This is a genomic window from Lacinutrix iliipiscaria, assembly GCF_042686125.1.
Lineage (GTDB): Bacteria > Bacteroidota > Bacteroidia > Flavobacteriales > Flavobacteriaceae > Oceanihabitans > Oceanihabitans iliipiscarium.
In genome coordinates this window covers 112,384-132,389 of sequence record NZ_JBHUOV010000001.1, presented here as the reverse complement: position 1 = coordinate 132,389, position 20,006 = coordinate 112,384, and the positions used below count along the sequence as shown (strand labels likewise).

17 protein-coding genes are annotated in these 20,006 nt (G+C 33.3%); 2 read left to right on the top strand and 15 right to left on the bottom strand.

Annotated features, from left to right (window positions below; genetic code table 11):
• Positions 1-11: 11 nt before the first annotated feature.
• From ACFS5M_RS00590 to ACFS5M_RS00545, 10 genes are all read right to left on the bottom strand, one after another.
• Positions 12-2,282, bottom strand: a complete 2,271-nt coding sequence (locus ACFS5M_RS00590; protein ID WP_183484309.1) for an alginate lyase family protein — start codon at positions 2,280-2,282, stop codon at positions 12-14.
• Positions 2,283-2,437: 155 nt separating this feature from the next.
• The gene (locus tag ACFS5M_RS00585) at positions 2,438-3,205 is read right to left on the bottom strand and encodes an SDR family NAD(P)-dependent oxidoreductase (protein ID WP_183484307.1); all 768 of its coding nucleotides are present in this window, start codon (positions 3,203-3,205) and stop codon (positions 2,438-2,440) included.
• 11 nt (positions 3,206-3,216) lie between these two features.
• Positions 3,217-4,320, bottom strand: coding sequence for a polysaccharide lyase family 7 protein (locus ACFS5M_RS00580; RefSeq protein ID WP_183484304.1), 1,104 nt, complete (start codon positions 4,318-4,320; stop codon positions 3,217-3,219).
• 33 nt (positions 4,321-4,353) lie between these two features.
• Complete coding sequence (locus ACFS5M_RS00575) at positions 4,354-5,628, bottom strand: Nramp family divalent metal transporter (protein ID WP_183484301.1); 1,275 nt, start codon at positions 5,626-5,628, stop codon at positions 4,354-4,356.
• A gap of 4 nt (positions 5,629-5,632) precedes the next feature.
• The gene (gene gndA / locus ACFS5M_RS00570; protein WP_221267537.1) at positions 5,633-7,042 is read right to left on the bottom strand and encodes an NADP-dependent phosphogluconate dehydrogenase; all 1,410 of its coding nucleotides are present in this window, start codon (positions 7,040-7,042) and stop codon (positions 5,633-5,635) included.
• On the bottom strand, positions 7,039-7,524 hold the full coding sequence (locus tag ACFS5M_RS00565) for a gluconokinase (protein WP_379897592.1): 486 nt from the start codon (positions 7,522-7,524) through the stop codon (positions 7,039-7,041). The genes gndA and ACFS5M_RS00565 overlap by 4 nt, the downstream gene beginning before the upstream one ends.
• A gap of 11 nt (positions 7,525-7,535) precedes the next feature.
• Entirely contained in the window at positions 7,536-8,585 is a 1,050-nt protein-coding gene (locus ACFS5M_RS00560; RefSeq protein WP_183484298.1) for a polysaccharide lyase family 7 protein, read from the bottom strand.
• A 49-nt stretch (positions 8,586-8,634) separates the two neighbouring features.
• A complete protein-coding gene (locus ACFS5M_RS00555) occupies positions 8,635-10,941 on the bottom strand; it encodes a chondroitinase-B domain-containing protein (RefSeq protein WP_183484295.1) in 2,307 nt (768 codons plus the stop codon).
• 305 nt (positions 10,942-11,246) lie between these two features.
• On the bottom strand, positions 11,247-11,627 hold the full coding sequence (locus ACFS5M_RS00550; RefSeq protein WP_183484290.1) for a hypothetical protein: 381 nt from the start codon (positions 11,625-11,627) through the stop codon (positions 11,247-11,249).
• A 116-nt stretch (positions 11,628-11,743) separates the two neighbouring features.
• The gene (locus ACFS5M_RS00545; protein WP_379897589.1) at positions 11,744-13,051 is read right to left on the bottom strand and encodes a 3-deoxy-D-manno-octulosonic acid transferase; all 1,308 of its coding nucleotides are present in this window, start codon (positions 13,049-13,051) and stop codon (positions 11,744-11,746) included.
• Between the two features lie 47 nt (positions 13,052-13,098).
• Here ACFS5M_RS00545 and ACFS5M_RS00540 point away from each other — a divergent pair, with 47 nt between their 5' ends.
• Together ACFS5M_RS00540 and galE are read left to right on the top strand one after the other, a co-directional pair.
• Complete coding sequence (locus tag ACFS5M_RS00540) at positions 13,099-14,232, top strand: DegT/DnrJ/EryC1/StrS family aminotransferase (protein WP_183484287.1); 1,134 nt, start codon at positions 13,099-13,101, stop codon at positions 14,230-14,232.
• On the top strand, positions 14,225-15,250 hold the full coding sequence (galE, locus tag ACFS5M_RS00535) for a UDP-glucose 4-epimerase GalE (RefSeq protein ID WP_183484284.1): 1,026 nt from the start codon (positions 14,225-14,227) through the stop codon (positions 15,248-15,250). The genes ACFS5M_RS00540 and galE overlap by 8 nt, the downstream gene beginning before the upstream one ends.
• On the opposite strand, the gene lspA is transcribed toward galE, so the two are convergent.
• The 5 genes from lspA to ACFS5M_RS00510 form a co-directional block, all read right to left on the bottom strand.
• Positions 15,247-15,729, bottom strand: a complete 483-nt coding sequence (gene lspA / locus ACFS5M_RS00530; RefSeq protein ID WP_183484280.1) for a signal peptidase II — start codon at positions 15,727-15,729, stop codon at positions 15,247-15,249. The two genes, galE and lspA, sit on opposite strands and share 4 nt — an antisense overlap.
• Positions 15,729-16,622: an ACP S-malonyltransferase gene (fabD, locus tag ACFS5M_RS00525; RefSeq protein WP_183484277.1), complete on the bottom strand. Its 894-nt coding sequence runs from the start codon at positions 16,620-16,622 to the stop codon at positions 15,729-15,731. Before fabD ends, lspA begins: the two co-directional genes overlap by 1 nt.
• Before the next feature lie 41 nt (positions 16,623-16,663).
• Positions 16,664-18,220 carry an NAD(P)/FAD-dependent oxidoreductase gene (locus ACFS5M_RS00520; protein ID WP_183484274.1) on the bottom strand — a complete coding sequence of 519 codons (1,557 nt, stop codon included), beginning with the start codon at positions 18,218-18,220 and terminating at the stop codon, positions 16,664-16,666.
• On the bottom strand, positions 18,217-19,125 hold the full coding sequence (locus ACFS5M_RS00515; protein WP_183484271.1) for a dihydrofolate reductase: 909 nt from the start codon (positions 19,123-19,125) through the stop codon (positions 18,217-18,219). Before ACFS5M_RS00515 ends, ACFS5M_RS00520 begins: the two co-directional genes overlap by 4 nt.
• Positions 19,126-19,187: 62 nt before the next feature.
• Positions 19,188-20,006, bottom strand: a complete 819-nt coding sequence (locus ACFS5M_RS00510) for an energy transducer TonB (protein WP_183484268.1) — start codon at positions 20,004-20,006, stop codon at positions 19,188-19,190.

Sequence of the window (20,006 nt, the reverse complement as noted above, 5' to 3'; positions counted from 1 at the left end):
TCTGTTTTATTTTAATTGAAATAATAAGAACCAGACCACTCATAATTCTTATCGTTGATTGTTATGTTATGTTTTGCCTCTTTTGAAGCATTGGTATTTGCTGTTATAAATAGTTTTGTATTACCCTTAATATTGGTTAGTTGTACAGCCGTATATGCTTCAGTATCTAAAACAACTTTTAATTCTTTGATATTACTTTTTGAGTTTACTGCGGATTCTGTAACTGGACTATAACTTCCATGACTCTCTATTACTGAAACAAATGTTTTGTTTTTAGAGTTTCTGGTTCTTAATATTAAAGCCGGATCTCGTCTTAAGTTAAATTCTGGATCGTTAGCACCAATTCTTGTGAATAACAATTCATCTTTATGATTAGTTACTGTTGTTAACGTGTAAAATTTATTATTGCTAAACCATGAGAATTTAGAATTATCACTATTTGCTTTTGCAGTAGCTTCTAGATATAAATGTTGATATCCATTTTTACTCCCTAAAGCTTTTAAAGTTTCTTTTGTTTTATATTCAAAATTAGTTTGCAATACTTGTCCGAAATAGTAAAAAGGAAAGTCATATTGCTGAGTTGAAGCTGAAGTCACCTTCATAATATCTAGTAGGTATGGCTTTTCAAAATCTTCATCTTTAATGATAGCCATTGTACGAAGCATTTCTGTACCAGGATAAGCATTAGATTCTTTTGCACTTGCTACTTTCACATTTTCATTTTCTGAAGAAAAATAATGTAGTACCGAATGATGCTGACTTCCTATGTCATAATTAGCATTGAAATGAGAGGTCTCATTTTGTATTAAAGTGTTATGCGCGATAGTTTGTTTTGCCCAAGTTTTGTTTTCTTTTAGATAATTCCCACCACCTTTCTGCTCAATATTTACAAAACGAGCTAAACCATAATCTTGAAGAATTTCTTCGCCTTTTTCATATAAAGAATACGATAACTTATCGTAATGACCATGACTTGAGCCTTGCGCTGCATACTTAAATACGAGCTCAATATCTTGATTCCTCAAAATAGCGACGCCTCCTTGAGTTCCGTTTGGCCCATCAGAAAGATTAATCGACTTTTTATTGAAAGGTTCTTCTTTTCCGTTTTTAATACCCAGAGCAACTGCTAACCCAGAATCGTCTAACAATACTTGGTTTTGCTCTTTTGCGATACTCAATAAACCAGGATCTTGATCTCCATAATGATATGAAATATCTACAGCAGTTACTAAAGCACTGTTGTAATATGACATGCCTTTTTGGCCATCATTAAGTGGAAAAAAATCGCCATCAGCATCTGATAAGTTCAATAAGGCATTTATTGATTTGAGTAAAACGCCATCTTTATATTCAAATATTTTTAATTCGGGTTTTACGTTATGTAACCCTTCGGCAAAAATCAGAAATGGATACATGGCGTAGCGTTGGTAATATGGTCCTTCGTTATAATAGCCATCTGGTGAAAACGGTTCTTCTATATTTGCTAAAAAACCTGCTTTTCCGTCTTTGTTTAAAAATCCGCCATCATCATCTTTTTTAGTAGCATCAAGTTTTAAATCTTTAATGCCGTATAAAGCACGATCAATTAATTCCTGGTCGTTCATCACCAAACCAATCATACCCACTGCGGCATTGCCCCAAGTACTATGATTGTGAACTCTTTGGTAAAACTGTGGACTATCTATTGAAATATGATCTGCGAAAGGTCTAAAGAGATTTGTTTCTAGTTTGCTGCGCTCTTCTTCAGATAAATAATTGTAAATACAATCGTACGCCTGACTTACATACACTAACCAATTTGAATCGTTTAAACATTGCCAGAATAATTTGCCTCTAGCATAGGATCTTGTTTTTGGATGAAGCGGTAATGTCTTGTACAAAGCTTCATATTCCATTAACATGTCTTTGACATATTTGGCATATTTTTCGTCACCCAAAATTTGGTACAATACACCTGCTTTTTGCAATACGACCCAATTACGTTTGTGTTGTACATGCGTGTATCCTCCAGAATAATCTTTTGGAATTGGCACTTCAATACCTGCTTCAATTTCAGCATCTATTTCTTCTTTTACCTTGGCTAAGGTATTGTCAAAAATTGGAATCGTACCTAATTGTGCTCTTATGTCTTTGACGCCTTGAGCAGTTAAAATTAGTTTTGGATGAGCATCAGAAATTGTCGTATTTTCATTAGCTGACTTAGAGGTAACCTGATCTTTACATGAAAATGTAGTAGCTAGAACAGCCACTAAAATAAGTATATAAGATGATACATTTTTCATATTAAAATTGGTTTACCAGATTGGTTTACCAATATACAAGATTTTTGGCATTTACCAAATAATGTATAGAAATTTAACTCATTTCTGTGTTAATTTAACTACAGCGTGTAAATATTTCATTAAAAAATGCTACATAATAATCAATGACAGCACATTTACATATTATAAACACCACCATTTATGTCTAGTGTTGCTCCTGTTATAAAACCATCATATTCAGATGCAAGATATAGAACAGCTCTTGCTACATCGTCAGCATTTCCTGCACGATTAATTGGTATTCCTTCAATTGTTTTAGCTGCAGATTCTTTCGTGGTATGTGTATTATGGAATGATGTGCCTAAAATTAAACCAGGTGCTACCGCATTAACGCGAACACCTTTTGGACCAAGTTCTGTTGAAAGCGCACGTGTATAAGTTAGGATAGCTCCTTTGCTCGTAGCATATGCCAATGAACCAGGATGACCACCTTTCCGTCCTGCAAGTGATGCCAAATTAACAATGCTACTGTTATCGTTTTTTGCTAAATAAGGAGTTGCAGCTCGCGTTACAAATTGCATTGATGTCATGTTTATATCCATGACTTTATGCCAGAATTCAGCTTCCAACTCATTGAGCAATTTGCGAGCAACCAATGAACCTGCATTATTAATAAGTATGTCTAAGCTTCCTAATGTTTCTACTGTTTTTTCAACTAAAGCATTAGCATCAGATTCTTTTGTTAAATCGCCACTAATGGCTACTGCTTTTTGTCCTTTATTAGTTGCATCACCTACCAAAGCATTTGCTGTGTCTGCACTAGAGAAATAGTGAATGGCTACATTGGCGCCACTATCTATAAAATGCTTTGTAATGGCTTCACCAATACCTTGAGCACCAGCTGTAATCAGTATGTTTTTACCTGTTAATTTATTTTCTATCATCGTTTTATAACTTATTTTACTTTATCATTTTTGCTGAAATACCCTTCGTTAGACACGGCATTGTCACTTACAGAAATACTTCCTGTTTTAAACCAAACTTCAGCATAATTTCCGTCGGCATATTGTTTTTGAACATCACCACCATGTGTTTCAGCACCAGAACACCAGTTTCTATTCACTTCTGGTGATTTTCCATTTGTTTGGTTATAAGCACCAAGTTTAAAAAAGCAACCTTCACCTGAGTATGCCTCTTTTCGTTCTACACCATCTTGACCAATAGGAACAAATAGTTTTTGGGTTTGCTCAGGGATATCTGCTTTTGTTGTGTATTCTGATTCAATTAAGTTTTTTGTAAAGGTTTTGGTTTCATGCCCTTCACTTGTAAACTTCAATGTCATAATACCATCCTTAACGACTACTTCATAGCTAAATTCTTCATCTAAAGTAATCCCATCCTCTGGTTCTTCAGGATAGGTGTTTTCAGTGTCACCAACTACAGAAAAATCATGTCCCCAAACCGCTGAAGAATAATCCCAGCGTCCAGAATTATCATCACCTGCTGTGTTAATTTCATAATGCCAAAACACAGAACCTTTACTATGACCTGGAAATTTTTTGTAGAATATTTTTAAAGGTTCATTTTCATGTTTATCTGCACTATGAATTTGTCCTACAACAACAGCATGTGAAGCAGCTACTCTTGCATCTCCTGTAGCAGATACATTCATAACCTTAAGTGTTGCGGTTAATTTATCATCAGCTGTTTTAGGGTACCATTTTTTGGTTTGTGCTAATTCGGTTCTCGTATTATTAGAGGTGCCATGTGTATTGCCTCCATTAGGCGTTTTAAAAACCACCCAATCATTTTTACCATCGTTAGTTGTATAAAAGTAATCTTTGTTTTCAAAATTATTGGCGATTCCAACATTTGATCCATCACCTAAGATTAATTTCCAATGATCAAAAAACGGAATGACATCACTGGCATATACTGTTTTTTCAGTCTCTTTTTCTTCAGTTGTTTCCTCTACTTTTTTAGCTGTGTTCTTACAGCTATTCAGTGTAAAAATGGCACATAAAATACAAAGTGCAATTGTGGTTGTTTTTTTATTCATGGTGGTATTATTTAATTTTATGTTTTATTTTTTTTAGAAATATTCTGTTAACGCAACTATCCCATTATATGAAATCACTAATGAAAAGAACAGTGCTGCAAAAAGTCCGATATTCACTCCTACACTGGTCTTATAGTTTTTCATTATTTTTTTACTATTTACCATTAAAATAATCCCTAATACGACAGCTGGTAACACAAATACATTAAATACTTGAGAAAGAATTTGAACTTCAATGGGGTTGGCGCCAAAAGCTGGTCCAATTAAAGCCACTAAACAAGCGATAAACGTTATAATTCTGAATTGTTTTGAGTTTGTATCCAACTCTCCAGATTGATAATCTGCAATTAATAAAGGTGCAATTAACAAACACGGAAAAATAGATGATAAACCTGCACTTAAGGCACCAAAAAAGAAAATAGTAACCGCCCATTTACCTGCCACTGGTTCTAAGGTATTTGCCATATCCAATACATGTGTTACTTCTTTTCCTTCATAATATAAAGCTCCTGCAGCCACAGCCATAATTACTCCACTGATAATAAATATTAAAATTGCAGCTGTAATAGAATCCTTTTTTTGTTGATCTAAGTTTTTAATCGTCCAGCCTTTTCCTTTTACAAATAATGGTCTTGATAAAAATGTTGCTGAAGCCATCGTCGTTCCAACAAAAGCAGCGACTAACATTTTACCACCAGGAACATCAGGAATCGTTGGTATTAATCCTTTTACAACATCCATAGGAAGTGGTTGAACAAAACATAATGAAAGTATAAATGAGAATCCCATTAAAGTCACAAATATGACCAGTATTTTTTCAAAAAATGTGTATTTCCCAACCAACATTAATAAGTAAAATGTAATTATTATAATAATGGCTATTATTAGAACTGCTTCATATTTGAAAGTGCTTAATCCATCAAAATTCACAGCCAGTATTTCAAAAATAATATTTGAGGAAATACCTAGAATTCCCATTAAGGAATTCCACTGTCCAAAGGTTATGCCTATTATAATTAATATGGCTAAAGCTTTACCAAATTTTAAATGTTTTTTAAATCCGTAGAGTGCTGTTTCGCCAGTTATTAATCCGTAGTTTCCATAAGCAAACATGAGTACGCCTGAGAAGATGCAACTTAATAAAAGTACCCAAAGCAATTGCATGTTGAACTTGCTTCCTGCTACAATCATAGATGTTACACTACCTGTTCCAATAGTGTAACCAATGGCGAAAATACCTGGGCCAAACCCTAATATGATGGCAATAATTTTTTTGAGTAAAGATTTCTTTGGTGTTGTTGAATCCATAATATTAGTTTGTTTTATTCCAAATGGTATGATGACTTTTCACGCCATCATCATCATTTCTTTGATATGTATGCGCTCCAAAATAATCACGTTGCGCTTGAATGATATTTGCTGAAGAATTTGCTGTTGTAATTCCATTTAAAAATTGAATAGACTCTCCTAAACAAGGCGCAGTAATATCATTAAGAACACATTCTGAAACCACTTTTTTTGCTGAAAGCTTATATTGGTTAACGATATTTATTAATTTTTGATTGGTTAAAATATTAGTCGTTATTTTAAAGACCTCAACCAATTCTTCCATTAGTGTTGATCTTATGATGCAACCATTCGTCCAGATTCTAGCAATTTCACTTAAATTTAGATGCCATAAAAATTTATTCGAAGCTTCAGCAATGAGTTTAAACCCTTGGTAGTGATTTATAATTCTTGCAAACTGATAAGCTTCTAAAACATCATTTGTTGATAGGTTTAATTTGGAAATATTTTCTTTTTTTAACTTCTCATTTAGCTGAATGCGTTCCTCTTTATAAAACGAAATATAGCGTGAAAATAGGGCAGAGGCAATCAAGGTACTCGGCACGCCAAGTTCTGCTGAAGCAATGGTAGTCCAATTTCCTGTGCCTTTATTACCTGCTTTGTCCAATATCTTATTTACAAGCCAATCGCTGCTTTCCTTTTTTCTTAAAATATCTATAGTTATTTCTAATAAATAGCTATTAGCCGTATTTTTCCAAGATTCTAAAATGTTAGCAATCTCATCTAAGTCATGACCCGAAGCTTCCAAAATAGTGATAACTTCAGCTAGTAATTGCATTTCAACATACTCGACACCATTGTGTACCATTTTTATAAAATGACCACTACCTTCAGGCCCAACATAGGTGCAACATGGTAAGTTATTTTGGTCTTTTGCTGAAATTTTTTCCAAAAAAGGCTTCACATTATTATAAGCTTCCAAATCTCCACTTGGCATTATCGATGGTCCTTTTAAAGCGCCTTCTTCGCCACCAGAAACACCTGTTCCTATAAAATGAATGCCTTTAGATTTTAAATACTCGTAGCGTTCTTTAGTTTTTTTATAGTTTGAGTTTCCACCATCAATTAGTATGTCATTTTCTGATAAATGAGGCAGTAAATCTTCAATGACATAATCGATTGTTTTACCTGCATTCACCATGAGCATGATTTTTCTCGGGGTTTCTAAGGCATTTACAAAAGCCGAAATATCATCAAAAGCATCAGCTTCAGATAATTCGGGATGCTCTGCTTTAAAGTTTTTAGCAACATCAACTTCAATCCCATCGACATGTCTGTTAAACATAGCGATTTTAAAACCATTATTAGCTAAGTTTCGGCATAGGCTCTTTCCCATAACGCCTAAACCAAATAATCCAAATTCCGAAGTATTCATAAATCTGTTTTTATCTTTTTTATAATTTCTTCTGGTGATAAGTTAATGTCAATCTTTAATGCATCTTTAGGTTCTTCTAAAGCATCAAATTGAGATTGCAATAAATCTGATGGCATAAAGTGATCTGGTCTCTTATTTACTCTATTGTAAATCTGATTAAAAGAGCCTGATAAATACACCCATTTTATTTCTTGATTAATACCTATACTTAAGGTCTCTCGATACTTTTGCTTTAACGCAGAACAAACAATGATACAACTATTTTTTGCGAGTTCCCTTTTAGCCAAATCATTTAAAGTTTCTAACCAAGCTTGTCTATCATCATCATTTAAAGCTTGTCCGTTAGACATTTTTTGAATATTACTTTTTGAGTGAAAGTCGTCACCATCAAAAAAAGGAATGTTTAATTCTTTAGCAAGTAATGCTCCGATGGTACTTTTGCCACAACCCGAAACACCCATTATTAATATGACTTTATTCAATGTTCCTTGTTTTATTGATTGGGATCTGTAGATGCACCAACAGTCGCTTCTTTAAACCAAACTTCAGCATAACAACCATTTGCATATTGTTTAACGATGTCTCCTCCATAGGTTTCAGATCCAGTACTCCAAACAATATTGTCTTTAGGATCTTTGCCGTTGGTTTGATTATAAGCGCCTTGTTTGAAATAATTTATTTCGCCAGCATATGCATTTTCACGTTCAATACCATCACGTCCAATAGCAGCATACAGTGTCCATATTTGTTCAGGAATATCTTCTTTTCTTGAAAAATCTGATTTCAATAAGCTTTTAGTAAATGTTCTAGTTTCGTGACCTTCACTTATAAAAGTAAGATACATTATACCTTTATAGACGTTTATCTCATAGCTAAATTCTTCACCTAAAGCAATACCGTCTTTTGGTTCTTCAGGAAATGTTGTTGTACTAGAACCAACAACTGACATGTCGTAACCCCAAACAGCAGTTGAATAGTCCCATCTTTTAGAATTATCGCCTTTTGTGTTGATTTCATAATTCCAAAAAACAGATCCTTTTGTATGATTTGGGAATTTTTTATAAAAGATTTTGATGGGCTCGTTTTCATGGCCTTCATCACTATGAATTTGCCCAACCACAACAGAGTATGAAGCCGCAACTCTTGCATCGCCAGATGTAGAGACATGCTGTACTTTTAATGTTCCAGTTAGTTTTCCGCCAACTTCAGGTATCCAATGGGCTTTTTGACCAAGCTCTGTTCTTGTGTTGCTAGAGGTTCTAGAAGTGACTCCAGAGTTTGGTGTTTTATAGACAACCCAATCGGTTTGACCATCGTTTTCAACATAAAAGAAATCATCTTTTTGATAGTTGACTAAGCTGTCTACATAAGTCCCATCACCCAAAAGAATTTTCCATTTGTCCATAAACGGAATGACGTCACTTGGGTATTTTTTAATAGAATCTGAAGTAGAAACCGAAGTCGAATCTGAATTGACTTTAGCCTCATTTTTACATGCAACTATTGTTAGAATTGTAACGAGTATAAAGATTGATTTTTTCATTTTAAGCTTTTTATTACACTTTAAAGGATTCATTGCTACGCAAGAATAATTAGTACATTAATGTCATTACTAAGTTTTCTTCTGTCTTTATTTCTCCTGAATTAATGACTGTATTGTTTGATTCTACATTGTTTTTTGCGCCCCAAAGAATAGAGACAAATTGCACCTTATTGTTTTTAAACGTGTTGTTATTAATGTTCACATTTACAATTCCGTTGTGGTTTAGCAGTCTCTTGTTTTTTTCTTTTTCACCACAATTAGTAAAGGTGCTGTTAGTGATTAAAAGATTTCCTCCAATGGTAGACTCATCATAACCACCTCGATAATAATCGATGACATTTTGTTTGACGTTATTGAAATTACAATTATCTATGGTTAGATATTCGGTGTTATAATCGCCTCTGTCGTTGGTTTCTTCAGATAATTCAATCCCATTTTCACAGTCGGAAATAGAGGTGTTTTTGAATGTAATCTCTTCAGAAAAGGCTTGTTTATAAACCCTTAAAGCATAATTAAAATTACTAATGTCAGCATCTATAACTTCCAAGCCAAAATGATTAGACATGTTTGCTTTTAAACTCGCAAAGGCATAATTAGAATTGTTTCCTTTTAGTTTGATGTTTTTAACTGTTAATTTCCCATAAGGTTGTAATGAAAACGCTGGTGTGTTTGCTGCGCCTTCATATATAATTTCTGAATTTTCTTTAGATTCAACAGTGATCGTTTTGTCAATTACTAAGGATTCTGAAATTTTAAAAACACCATCATTTAAAGCAATAATATCACCACTTTCGGCTTCCTTAAGTTTGGCAATTAATTCTGAAGCATTTGAAACAGTATGTGTTTTAGGCTCTTTAGCTTCAACTTCATTAGAATACCAATCTGCACCATATTTTGATTTATCTAAGAGCTCTAAGTTGATGTTGTCTACATTTAAAATCGCACCAATTTGATTGGATTTACTTCTTGAGTTTCCTAATAGATCTTCAGTAATCGTTTCAAAGTCAAAACCATTATACGCTTCAACATCATCAAAACCAGAAGTTGGAACAGAAAGCCCTGTACCAATATCTGTTAATGTTAATTTTTTAGAAATTAAACCATGACTGTTTTTAACTTCTACGCCATTGTTATCAATAATATTACTAGCAAAGGTAACACCATCAGCCTTATCATGCTCTATTATTGGGTTTGCATCACCTTCAGAATTATAAATCACGTTATTGACGACTTCAGTTCTTAAAGCTCTTGCTGAGCGAATTTCTGACTCTGGTAATACATCGGCTTGGGAGATATTTGTACCAACACCAAATTGCCATGGCGAATCGGAATCTACAAAGGTATTGTAAGCCACAACAACATCAGTCACTTGATTGTATCTGTTTAAAGGCGATTTTGGAATCCCATTCATAATCGCAATCGGACTTCTAAAATTCTTACCTTTAATTTTATAAAACAGATTATTAGTTACCCAGTGACCAGTATTGATAATTCTGATTCCACCATATTGATCGTTTTCACCATCTCCGATAAAATAGTTGCCATCTACTGCGACATAGTTTCCATGTCTTGTAACTACTGAACCTTCACTTTTATAAAACACATTATTTTTAATGATATTGAAATTGGTTTTACTCGAAATGATTTCAACTTCGCCGTTACACTCTTCAAATAAATTATTTGCAATTAATGTGTTACTCGGACTCATAGATGTAAAGCTACTTCCTAACTGAATGGTTTCGCCTCTAGCTCCACCTTTTCGAGGTCTAGGGCCAAAGTGATTATTAATAATTTTATGGTAGTTTCTAATGCTTTGATTTCCTTTTAAATCAACTCTAACTGTTGGTCCGCCATTCGTTTTACCAGCAATGTAACAGTTACTTAATTCGTTATGTTTTCCGTAAAGTTGTACCCAAAGATTATCTTGGTCGCGTTCTAAATTATTAAAATCTAAAATCACACAATTGGTCACTTTAGAATGGTTAGCGACGTCTTTTTCACTGGTTCTAAATGCAATGACGTTAGCTTTTGGCGAATGTCCGTTTCTAAAAAACAAACCATTAACTTCTAAGTAATTTCCACTAATTTCTAAGCTTGATTCTCCTTCAATGAATACTTTTCCAGCAGTTTCTGCTTTTAAGGTAATTGGTTTGTCTTCAGTACCTTCTCCGATAAATTTAATTTCAACATCTTTATATGTTCCGTTAGCTATAATAATTTGTTCACCAGGTTTACATTTGTTTATTGCTGAATTTAGCTCTTCTGCATTAGAAACTTTAATTTGATTGGTGATTTTAGTATTAGTACAACCAGTTAGTGCGAATAGCAGGAATATTATTGATGATATTTTTTTCATGTGAAACATTAATTTCTTAAGGTATTTTAAAATTATAAAAAAAGCCTTTTATTTAGAAAAGGCTTTTTTGTGATAGTTATATAAATTTCATTTTGTTAAATTGGTTAACCAGATTGGTAAACCAAATATAAGAAATATTGTTAATGTAGCAAATTTTTGAGCTAAAAGTATTTAATCTTCTATTTTTTGAGTCTAAAAACTATCAAATTTATAATATTAATAATTGTTTCGATTGCAATAAAAATGAAAAAACCCTTCAATTTAATTGAAGGGTTTTTAATTTCAGATAAAAGAAAGGCGAAAAATTAGTGTTCGTCTTTTACTTCTTTTACTTTATCTTTTACTGCATCTGCAGCTTTGTCAACTGCATTTCCAGCAGCATCTACAGCACCATCTACTGCTTCGCCAGCAGCATCAGTTGCATTTTCTACAGCCTCACCAGCAGCGTTTACTGCACCATCTACTGCTTCACCAGCAGCATCAGCAGCATCTCCTGCAGCGTCAACAGCGTCATCAACAGCTTCACCAGCAGCATCAGCAGCATTTTCTACAGCCTCACCAGTAGCTTCAACAGCATTTTCTACTGCGTCACCAGCAGTGTCAGTTTTTTCTTTTACTTCTCTACATGAAGTAAATGAAACGCTTAATGCTAATAATAAAGCAGCGCTAAATAATAATTTTTTCATTAGTAATAGTTTTAGTGTTAATTATCAATAATACGAAAGTAATAACTTCTAGTTAAAATATACTATAGTTTTGTTAAGAATTTTAACATTATTATTAACTGCGTAAATTATTTAGTCTAAATACGAAGAAAGTCCATGATTTGGATGACTGAACCTTTATTTTTTTTAATATATTCAAAATTAGACAGGCCAGCAGCATATCTTTCTTCAGTATTTGAGATTAAGCGATTTAGAATAGATTCTATTTCTTTTTTATTACGTATTGAAAATAAACCTTGGTTTTTCATCATTTCACTAGCTTCAGGGAAGTTTTTAAAATTTTGACCAATAATTATTGGAATCCCAAAGACTGCAGGTTCTAATGTATTGTGCAAACCTGTATGACCCATAGCTCCTCCAACGTAGGCAATATTTGCATAGTTGTATATTTTTGATAGTAAGCCTATAGTGTCAATAATAAACACCTTGTATTCTGCTAGATTTTTATGCTCCTTTTCTGAAAATAGTATAGAATTTACTTTAAGCTGTTTTTTAAACTTTCCTATTTGTGAGACATTAATGTTATGAGGTGCAATAATAAACTTTAAATCATCTGAAGCATATTTATTTATATAGTCTATCAATATGTTTTCATCTTCAGGCCAAGTGCTACCTGCAACAATGCAAAGGCTGTCTTGTTTAAAAGTTTCAATAAATTCTAATGTGTTATTGATCTCTAATTGGCTGTAAACACGATCAAATCGTGTATCGCCAGATATTGTAACTTTGGTATAATTTATTTTATTTAATAGATTTTTTGAAGTTTCATTTTGAACAAATATATGTTCAAAAGTGAACAATGCTTCTCGTAAATGCTTTCCGTAACTTTTAAAAAAAGGCTGACTTGATCTAAAAAGGGCTGAAATTAGAATTGCTTTTTTATTTCTGTGTTTTAATTCATTTAAAAAGTTTGGCCAAATATCATATTTTACAAAAACGCTAAGTTCTGGATTCACAAGGTCAAGGAATTTTATGGCATTCTTATTCGTATCAAGTGGTAAATAAATTATAACATCAGCGATTTTCGAGTGTTTGCGTATCTCATAACCAGAAGGAGAAAAAAAACTCAACACTATTTTATGATTTGTATATAATTTTCTGATTTCTTTAAAAACAGGAAGTCCTTGTTCATATTCGCCTAATGATGCACAATGAAACCAAATGGTTTGGTCAGTTTTAGAGATGTTGGTCTTTAGTGTTTTAAAAGTTTGTGAGCGACCTAACACTCCTTTTTTAACTTTTGGGTTAAAATAAGCGACACCTTTTAATATAAAAGGGGTTATGTTAATAATGATGTTATAAATAAAACGCAATATCATTTCTTTGTTGCTAAAATACATTTCTTTTAAATTAAATACATGGCTATCATTTAATAAATTATTCATAAATGTTTCATTGGTAAACGAGAATGATTTTTGTAATTTCGTAGTGTATGAAAAAAATTCAAATGGTTGACCTTAAAGGTCAGTATAACGGTATAAAAGAGGTTGTAAATCCTGCTATTCAAAACATTATTGATAATGCATCATTTATAAATGGACCAAAAGTCCATGAATTTCAAAACAACCTTGAAGAGTATTTAGGCGTTAAGCATGTTATTCCTTGTGCGAATGGTACAGATGCATTGCAAATTGCAATGATGGGATTAGGTTTAAAGCCAGGTGATGAGGTTATTACAGCAGACTTTACTTTTGCTGCAACTGTTGAGGTGATTGCGTTATTGCAATTAACTCCAGTTTTAGTAGATGTAGATCCAGATACCTTTAATATAGATATTGATGCTATAAAAAAAGCAATTACACCTAAGACAAAGGCTATTGTTCCTGTACACTTATTTGGGCAATGTGCTAATATGGAGGCTATTATGAAAATAGCTAATGAAAACGATTTGTATGTAATTGAAGATAATGCACAAGGTATTGGCGCAAACTATACGTTTTCTAATGGAGATAAAGCAAAAGCGGGAACCATAGGACATGTGTCTTCCACATCATTTTTCCCATCAAAAAACTTAGGTTGTTATGGCGATGGAGGTGCTATTTTTACCAACGACGATGAACTTGCTCATATAATAAGAGGTATTGTGAATCACGGAATGTATGAGCGCTATCATCATGATGTTGTTGGTGTGAACTCTAGATTAGACTCTATTCAGGCAGCTGTCTTAGACGCAAAGTTGCCTTATTTAGATACTTATAATAAACGTAGAAGAGCGGCTGCAAATAAATATGATGAGGCCTTTAAAAATATTAAGCAAATAGCAACGCCTTTTCGTCAAGGGAGTGATGATAATCATGTTTTTCATCAGTATACATTAAAACTTAAAAATGTAGATAGAGATGGATTAGTATCTTTTTTGCAAGCTAATGACATTCCTTGTGGTGTTTATTATCCTATTCCGTTGCATAATCAAAAAGCCTATCAGGATTCAAGATATAACGAAGCCGATTTTACTGTGACCAATCAACTTGTAAAAGAAGTAATTTCACTACCGATGCATACTGAGTTAGACGATGAGCAAATTACATATATTACATCTAAAGTTATAGCGTTTATTAATGGATAAGATATTAGTAACTGGTGGATTAGGATTTATTGGTTCACATACTGTTGTTGAACTTCAGAGAGAAAATTATGAGGTAGTGATTATTGATAATTTATCTAATTCATCTATAGACAATTTAGATAGGATTATTTCTATTACTGGTAAAACTCCAATTTTTGAACAGTTGGATTTAAAAGACAAGTCCAAAGTTCAAGACTTTTTTAAACGCCACCAAGATATTAAAGGTGTTATTCATTTTGCAGCGAGTAAAGCGGTTGGAGAAAGTGTGGAGAAGCCACTTATGTATTATGAAAACAATATAAATACGCTTGTTTATGTAATGCAAGAGTTACAAAAATTAAAGCACTCTAATTTTATTTTTAGTTCTTCTTGTACGGTTTATGGCCAAGCTGATGTAATGCCAATTACTGAAAATGCACCTGTGAAAATGGCCGAATCTCCTTATGGAAACACGAAGCAAATAGGTGAAGAAATAATTCAAGATGTTTGCCATGTTAACAAAAATTTTAATGCCATAGCACTGCGTTATTTTAATCCAGTTGGTTCTCATGAAAGTTCTAAAATAGGAGAATTACCTCTTGGTGTACCTCAAAATTTAGTGCCTTTTATTACTCAAACAGCTATTGGTATTCGTGAACAATTATCTGTTTTTGGTGATGATTATCCAACTCCAGACGGAACTTGTATAAGAGATTATATACATGTTGTTGATTTGGCTAAAGCTCATGTTGTTGCCTTGCAAAGATTATTGAGTAATAAGAATAAAGCTAATTATGAGACTTTTAATTTAGGCACAGGAACAGGGAGTTCTGTACTTGAAGTTATTCAATCTTTTGAGCGTGTTTCAGGGAAGAAACTGAATTACAAAATAACTGATAGAAGGGCAGGAGATATTACTTCTGCTTATGCTGATACAAAAAAGGCTAACACAGATTTAGGTTGGAAAGCGCAGCTTACTTTAGATGATGCTATGCGTTCTGCTTGGCAATGGGAACAAAATATTAGAAAGGAAGATTAAGCGATTTCTTTCTTTTTAAAATTACTAATAATTAATAAGCCTAAGCCTAGCATTACAGACATGTCTGCAACGTTAAAAATGCCAGTTTTAAATACACCTCCAAAATCAATATGAAAAAAATCAGTCACTTCACCATACATGAAGCGATCATAAATATTTGCCATTCCTCCACCTAAAATACAGCAAAATCCAATTAATGAAAGCTTATCTAATTCTTTGTTTTTGAAGATATAAAATAGGACATAAGCCATTACTCCAGTTGGTATTATCAATAAAAAGATAAGGCGAAGTGTAGGGTCTAAATCACTTCCCATACCTAAAAAAGCACCAGAATTCTCAACATTATGTAAGGTGAAATAATCGCCAATAATTTCAGTTTTAGTCCCAGGAGCAACTGAAGCTCTAACCCAAACTTTAGAAACTTGATCCAAAACTATATTTAAGATGATTAGAAACCCAATAAATAGAGAACGTTTCATTAAGCCTTAGTTTCTAATGATGCTGAAGCTGTTTGTGCTTCCCTATTAATTTTTTTAACTAAGCCTTGAAGCACATTCCCTGGACCAACTTCAGTAAATAAAGTAGCTCCGTCTGCAATCATTTGTTGTACAGATTGTGTCCATCTAACAGGAGCTGTTAATTGAGAAATTAAGTTTTTCTTGATTTCTGATTCATTAAGTATGGCACAAGCAGTTACATTTTGATAAATAGGAGAATTAGGTGTGTTAAAAACTGTGTTCTCAATTGCTGCGGCTAATTCTTCTCTTGCAGGCTCCATCATTGGTGAGTGAAACGCACCACCAACAGGTAAAACTAAAGCACGACGTGCACCAGCTTCTTTTAAAGCTTCACATGCACGATTAATAGCATTAATTTCTCCAGAAATCACTAGTTGTCCTGGGCAATTATAATTTGCAGCAACAACAACACCTTCAGTTTTTTCACAAATAGTTTCAACAATAGCGTCCTCTAAACCAAGAACAGCAGCCATTGTACTTGGCTGAATTTCGCATGCTTTTTGCATAGCTAAAGCACGTTGTGATACTAAACGCAATCCATCTTCAAAAGTCAATGCACCATTGGCAACTAATGCAGAAAACTCACCTAGAGAATGTCCAGCAACCATATCTGGTTTAAAACGATCACCAAGTGTTTTTGCTAAAATCACTGAATGTAAAAAAATGGCAGGCTGAGTGACTTTAGTTTCTTTAAGGTCTTCAGCAGAGCCTTCAAACATAATGTCTGTGATATTAAATCCTAATATCTCATTAGCATCTTCAAATAATAATTGTGCTTCAGGTGAATTTTCGTATAAGTCTAAACCCATTCCTGAAAATTGAGCACCTTGACCTGGAAATATGTATGCGTTCATTTATTTATATTTAAGTTGCAAAAATAACAATATTATTAAACTTATAAGCCTTTTGTTGCTGCTTCTGCACATCGTTCGCCATCCATAGCCGCAGAAATGATACCTCCTGCATAACCTCCTCCTTCTCCGCATGGAAAAAAACCTTTAATTTCTGGATGCTCTAAGTTGTCATTTCTTGGAATATTAACAGGAGAAGACGTTCTTGATTCTACGCCTATTATATTGGCTTCTGCAGTATAATATCCTTTCATTTTCTCACCAAAAGCTTTAAAACCTTGACGTAACCGTCCGCCAATAGCTTTTGGAAATAAAGAATGTAATGGCGCACTTTTTAAGCCAGGTTGATAGGAGGTCGGATTTAAATCGGCAGATAAATGACCTTCTACAAAATCGGTTAATCTTTGGGCTGGAGCAGTTTGACTTCGTCCTCCAGAAGTAAAGGCTAAACGTTCAAAATCCTTTTGATATTCTAAACCTTTTAACACGCCAAAATGTTCGTATTTGTACAAATCCTCGTCACTATTAATTTCTACAACAATGCCTGAGTTTGCAAATTCATTATTTCGTTTAGAAGGTGACATACCATTTACAACGACTTCACCATTTGCTGTTGCTGCTGGAACAATAAATCCGCCAGGACACATACAAAAAGAATAAACACCTCGATTGTTAACTTGTTGCACTAAACTATAAGCTGCAGCAGGAAGTAATGCATCACGTTGACCTTGGCAATGATATTGTATAGTATCTATAATATGTTGTGGATGCTCAACACGAACTCCCATAGCAAATGACTTGGCCTTTAGAGTAATTTCTTTTTTATGAAGTAAATAATATATATCTCGAGCAGAATGACCAGTAGCTAAAATAACACGATTTGCCGTTAGTTCTTTTCCGCTTTGTAATTGGATGGCTTGAATAGAATTGTTTTTTATGATAAAATCTGTGACGCGAGATTCAAAATGAATTTCACCACCAAAACTCAAGATAGTTTCTCTTATATTCTGGACCACTTTGGGTAACTTGTTGGTTCCAATATGTGGATGCGCATCGACCAGAATTTGATCGGTTGCACCATGAAATACTAAGTTTTCAAAAATACGTCTAACATCACCACGTTTTAAACTACGTGTGTATAATTTTCCGTCAGAATAAGTTCCTGCGCCACCTTCACCAAAACAATAATTAGAATCTTCGTTTACAAAATGGTCTTGATTAATCGCTTTTAAATCCCGACGCCTGTCTTGAACATTCTTGCCACGTTCTAAAACGATGGGTTTAAAGCCTAATTCAATACAGCGCAAAGCCGCATACATTCCTGCTGGTCCAAAACCAATGATATGAATAGGTTTTGCATTTGAAACCTCTTTGTAGTCGAATTGATATTCTGAAGTTTTTGGGAGAGGTTCTTTAATATAAACTGCAATTTTATAATTAAAGATGATTTTTGGTTTTCTGGCATCAATGGATTTTCTAAGGACTTTGATTCCAGAAATATCATCAACAGGAATACTTAACCAACTTGCAGCTTTTTTTAAAAGAATATTTGGAATTTCTTCTTCTTTTAAGCTAATACGAAGCTGAAGGTCTTTGATCATTTTCTTAGATATGTCAAAAACGAAAATTCATAATTATGATTTTCATCTTTTTTATGAAAAGTGTTGCTGGTTTCCTTCCAGATTGATGTATCAATTTTTGGAAAATAAGTATCAGCTTCAAAACTTTCGTGTACTCGAGTCAACTCTATTTTATTTGCCAAATGCATGGCTTGTTTATAGATTTCGCCACCTCCAATGATGAAAGGTTGGGTGTCGTTTTTAGCAACTAGAATAGCTTTTTCTAAAGAATTTACAAGAATTACACCATCTGGAACTTGGTAGTTTTCTTGTCTTGAAATTACAACATGTGTTCTATTTGGAAGGGGTTTCGGAAAACTCTCAAATGTTTTTCTTCCCATAATTATATGATGACCAGAAGTGAGCGCTTTAAAGCGCTTGAGATCATCTCGTAAATGCCAAATCAATTGATTGTCTTTTCCTATAGCATCATTTTCTCCTGCAGCAACAATAATCGTTACTATTTGTTTTTCAGTATTTAAAGTTTCATTATAAACTTCACTTTCAGCAATGTGAGGAGCTTCTTTTTTTAAGTTGGCTTTTATTTTTTCAATACGTACTTGTTGTTTCGCTACCAATTTGTTTAACTGTTGTTGTTCCCATTCCTTTCCCATAAAGGCTTGAAATAGATACACGTTTAAAAAATGCCAAAATAATAGCACACACCAAATGATAATAATGATTACAGACCAAGGCAAGGTGATAAATGTAAACTCGTCATAAAAACCTAGACCGACATTAAAAGTATAGAGTAGAACAGAAAAAATAAAAAACACAATGACATGCGAATAGAAACGCTTTTTTTGACGAATACGACGTTGCGCATTTTGAATCAGCTCTAATTGGACTGCATCTATTTGTGGTTTGTTTTTCTTTTTCCCGAACATATAATTTTCTAATATATATAAATATAATTCTTTTGTGGTTTAAATAAAAGGAAGGAAATGTATTAAAAATAAATAGTCATTAAAATACTATAAGGTACATCCGTAGGTTTACCATTTGAGTAGCCTGGTTTTTTGAATTTTGGAAGGCGCTTTACCACTTTAATCGCTTCTGCTGCAATTTCTCTTTTATGCGCTTTGGCGTTTATGTCTTTTACTTTTCCATTTTTATCAATAACAAATTCGACTAGAAATTGTGTGGATTTTTCTAAAGGAAATAATCTGTCAGCGAGTTCTAAATCAAAACTCAATTTAATAAAATCCTTAATCTTATCAGTGGTGCATGTTTTTAAACCTAGAAAGTCTAACTCTTCATTGCAGCCTCTGTAAACTGGGTATTTGTCAATTTTAATAGTGTTACTAACTTGCATTTTTGATTTCTTGTTTTCAATAACAAATTTTATTGGGAACCCATAAGGTACTGTAACTGCTTTTCCATCTTGCATACCTGGTTTTAATTTTGGAAGTAATTTTAAGACTCTAATAGTTTCTTCTTCAAGTTTAGGATGTGGTGCTTTTGCTCTTATCCCAATGACGTTACCTATAGTGTCAATTTTAAATTGCACCAATATTCTTACTTCTCCAGCAGGTAAGTTCAGTGTATTTGCGATGTTTACATTAAAATTTTTAGAAACAAATTTAGACATGGCTTCACCCATACAAACCTTTAATTCCAAATTGCTTAAATTTTCATTGCAACCTTTGTAAATAGGAACCTTTTCTATGTGTTCAATAGAATCTGTTTTAATCGGTTTGATGTTCTCATCCTGAGCATAAACAGTAAAACTGATAAAAAGAACACAAAGAAGGAGTTGTTTTTTCAT

Bases quoted from the DNA above. Each gene is read 5' to 3' on its own strand.
- ACFS5M_RS00590 (WP_183484309.1), bottom strand. From the start codon at position 2,282: ATGAAAAATGTATCATCTTATATACTTATTTTAGTGGCTGTTCTAGCT.
- ACFS5M_RS00585 (WP_183484307.1), bottom strand. From the start codon at position 3,205: ATGATAGAAAATAAATTAACAGGTAAAAACATACTGATTACAGCTGGT.
- ACFS5M_RS00580 (WP_183484304.1), bottom strand. From the start codon at position 4,320: ATGAATAAAAAAACAACCACAATTGCACTTTGTATTTTATGTGCCATT.
- ACFS5M_RS00575 (WP_183484301.1), bottom strand. From the start codon at position 5,628: ATGGATTCAACAACACCAAAGAAATCTTTACTCAAAAAAATTATTGCC.
- gndA (WP_221267537.1), bottom strand. From the start codon at position 7,042: ATGAATACTTCGGAATTTGGATTATTTGGTTTAGGCGTTATGGGAAAG.
- ACFS5M_RS00560 (WP_183484298.1), bottom strand. From the start codon at position 8,585: ATGAAAAAATCAATCTTTATACTCGTTACAATTCTAACAATAGTTGCA.
- ACFS5M_RS00555 (WP_183484295.1), bottom strand. From the start codon at position 10,941: ATGAAAAAAATATCATCAATAATATTCCTGCTATTCGCACTAACTGGT.
- ACFS5M_RS00550 (WP_183484290.1), bottom strand. From the start codon at position 11,627: ATGAAAAAATTATTATTTAGCGCTGCTTTATTATTAGCATTAAGCGTT.
- ACFS5M_RS00545 (WP_379897589.1), bottom strand. From the start codon at position 13,051: ATGAATAATTTATTAAATGATAGCCATGTATTTAATTTAAAAGAAATG.
- ACFS5M_RS00540 (WP_183484287.1), top strand. From the start codon at position 13,099: ATGAAAAAAATTCAAATGGTTGACCTTAAAGGTCAGTATAACGGTATA.
- galE (WP_183484284.1), top strand. From the start codon at position 14,225: ATGGATAAGATATTAGTAACTGGTGGATTAGGATTTATTGGTTCACAT.
- lspA (WP_183484280.1), bottom strand. From the start codon at position 15,729: ATGAAACGTTCTCTATTTATTGGGTTTCTAATCATCTTAAATATAGTT.
- fabD (WP_183484277.1), bottom strand. From the start codon at position 16,622: ATGAACGCATACATATTTCCAGGTCAAGGTGCTCAATTTTCAGGAATG.
- ACFS5M_RS00520 (WP_183484274.1), bottom strand. From the start codon at position 18,220: ATGATCAAAGACCTTCAGCTTCGTATTAGCTTAAAAGAAGAAGAAATT.
- ACFS5M_RS00515 (WP_183484271.1), bottom strand. From the start codon at position 19,125: ATGTTCGGGAAAAAGAAAAACAAACCACAAATAGATGCAGTCCAATTA.
- ACFS5M_RS00510 (WP_183484268.1), bottom strand. From the start codon at position 20,006: ATGAAAAAACAACTCCTTCTTTGTGTTCTTTTTATCAGTTTTACTGTT.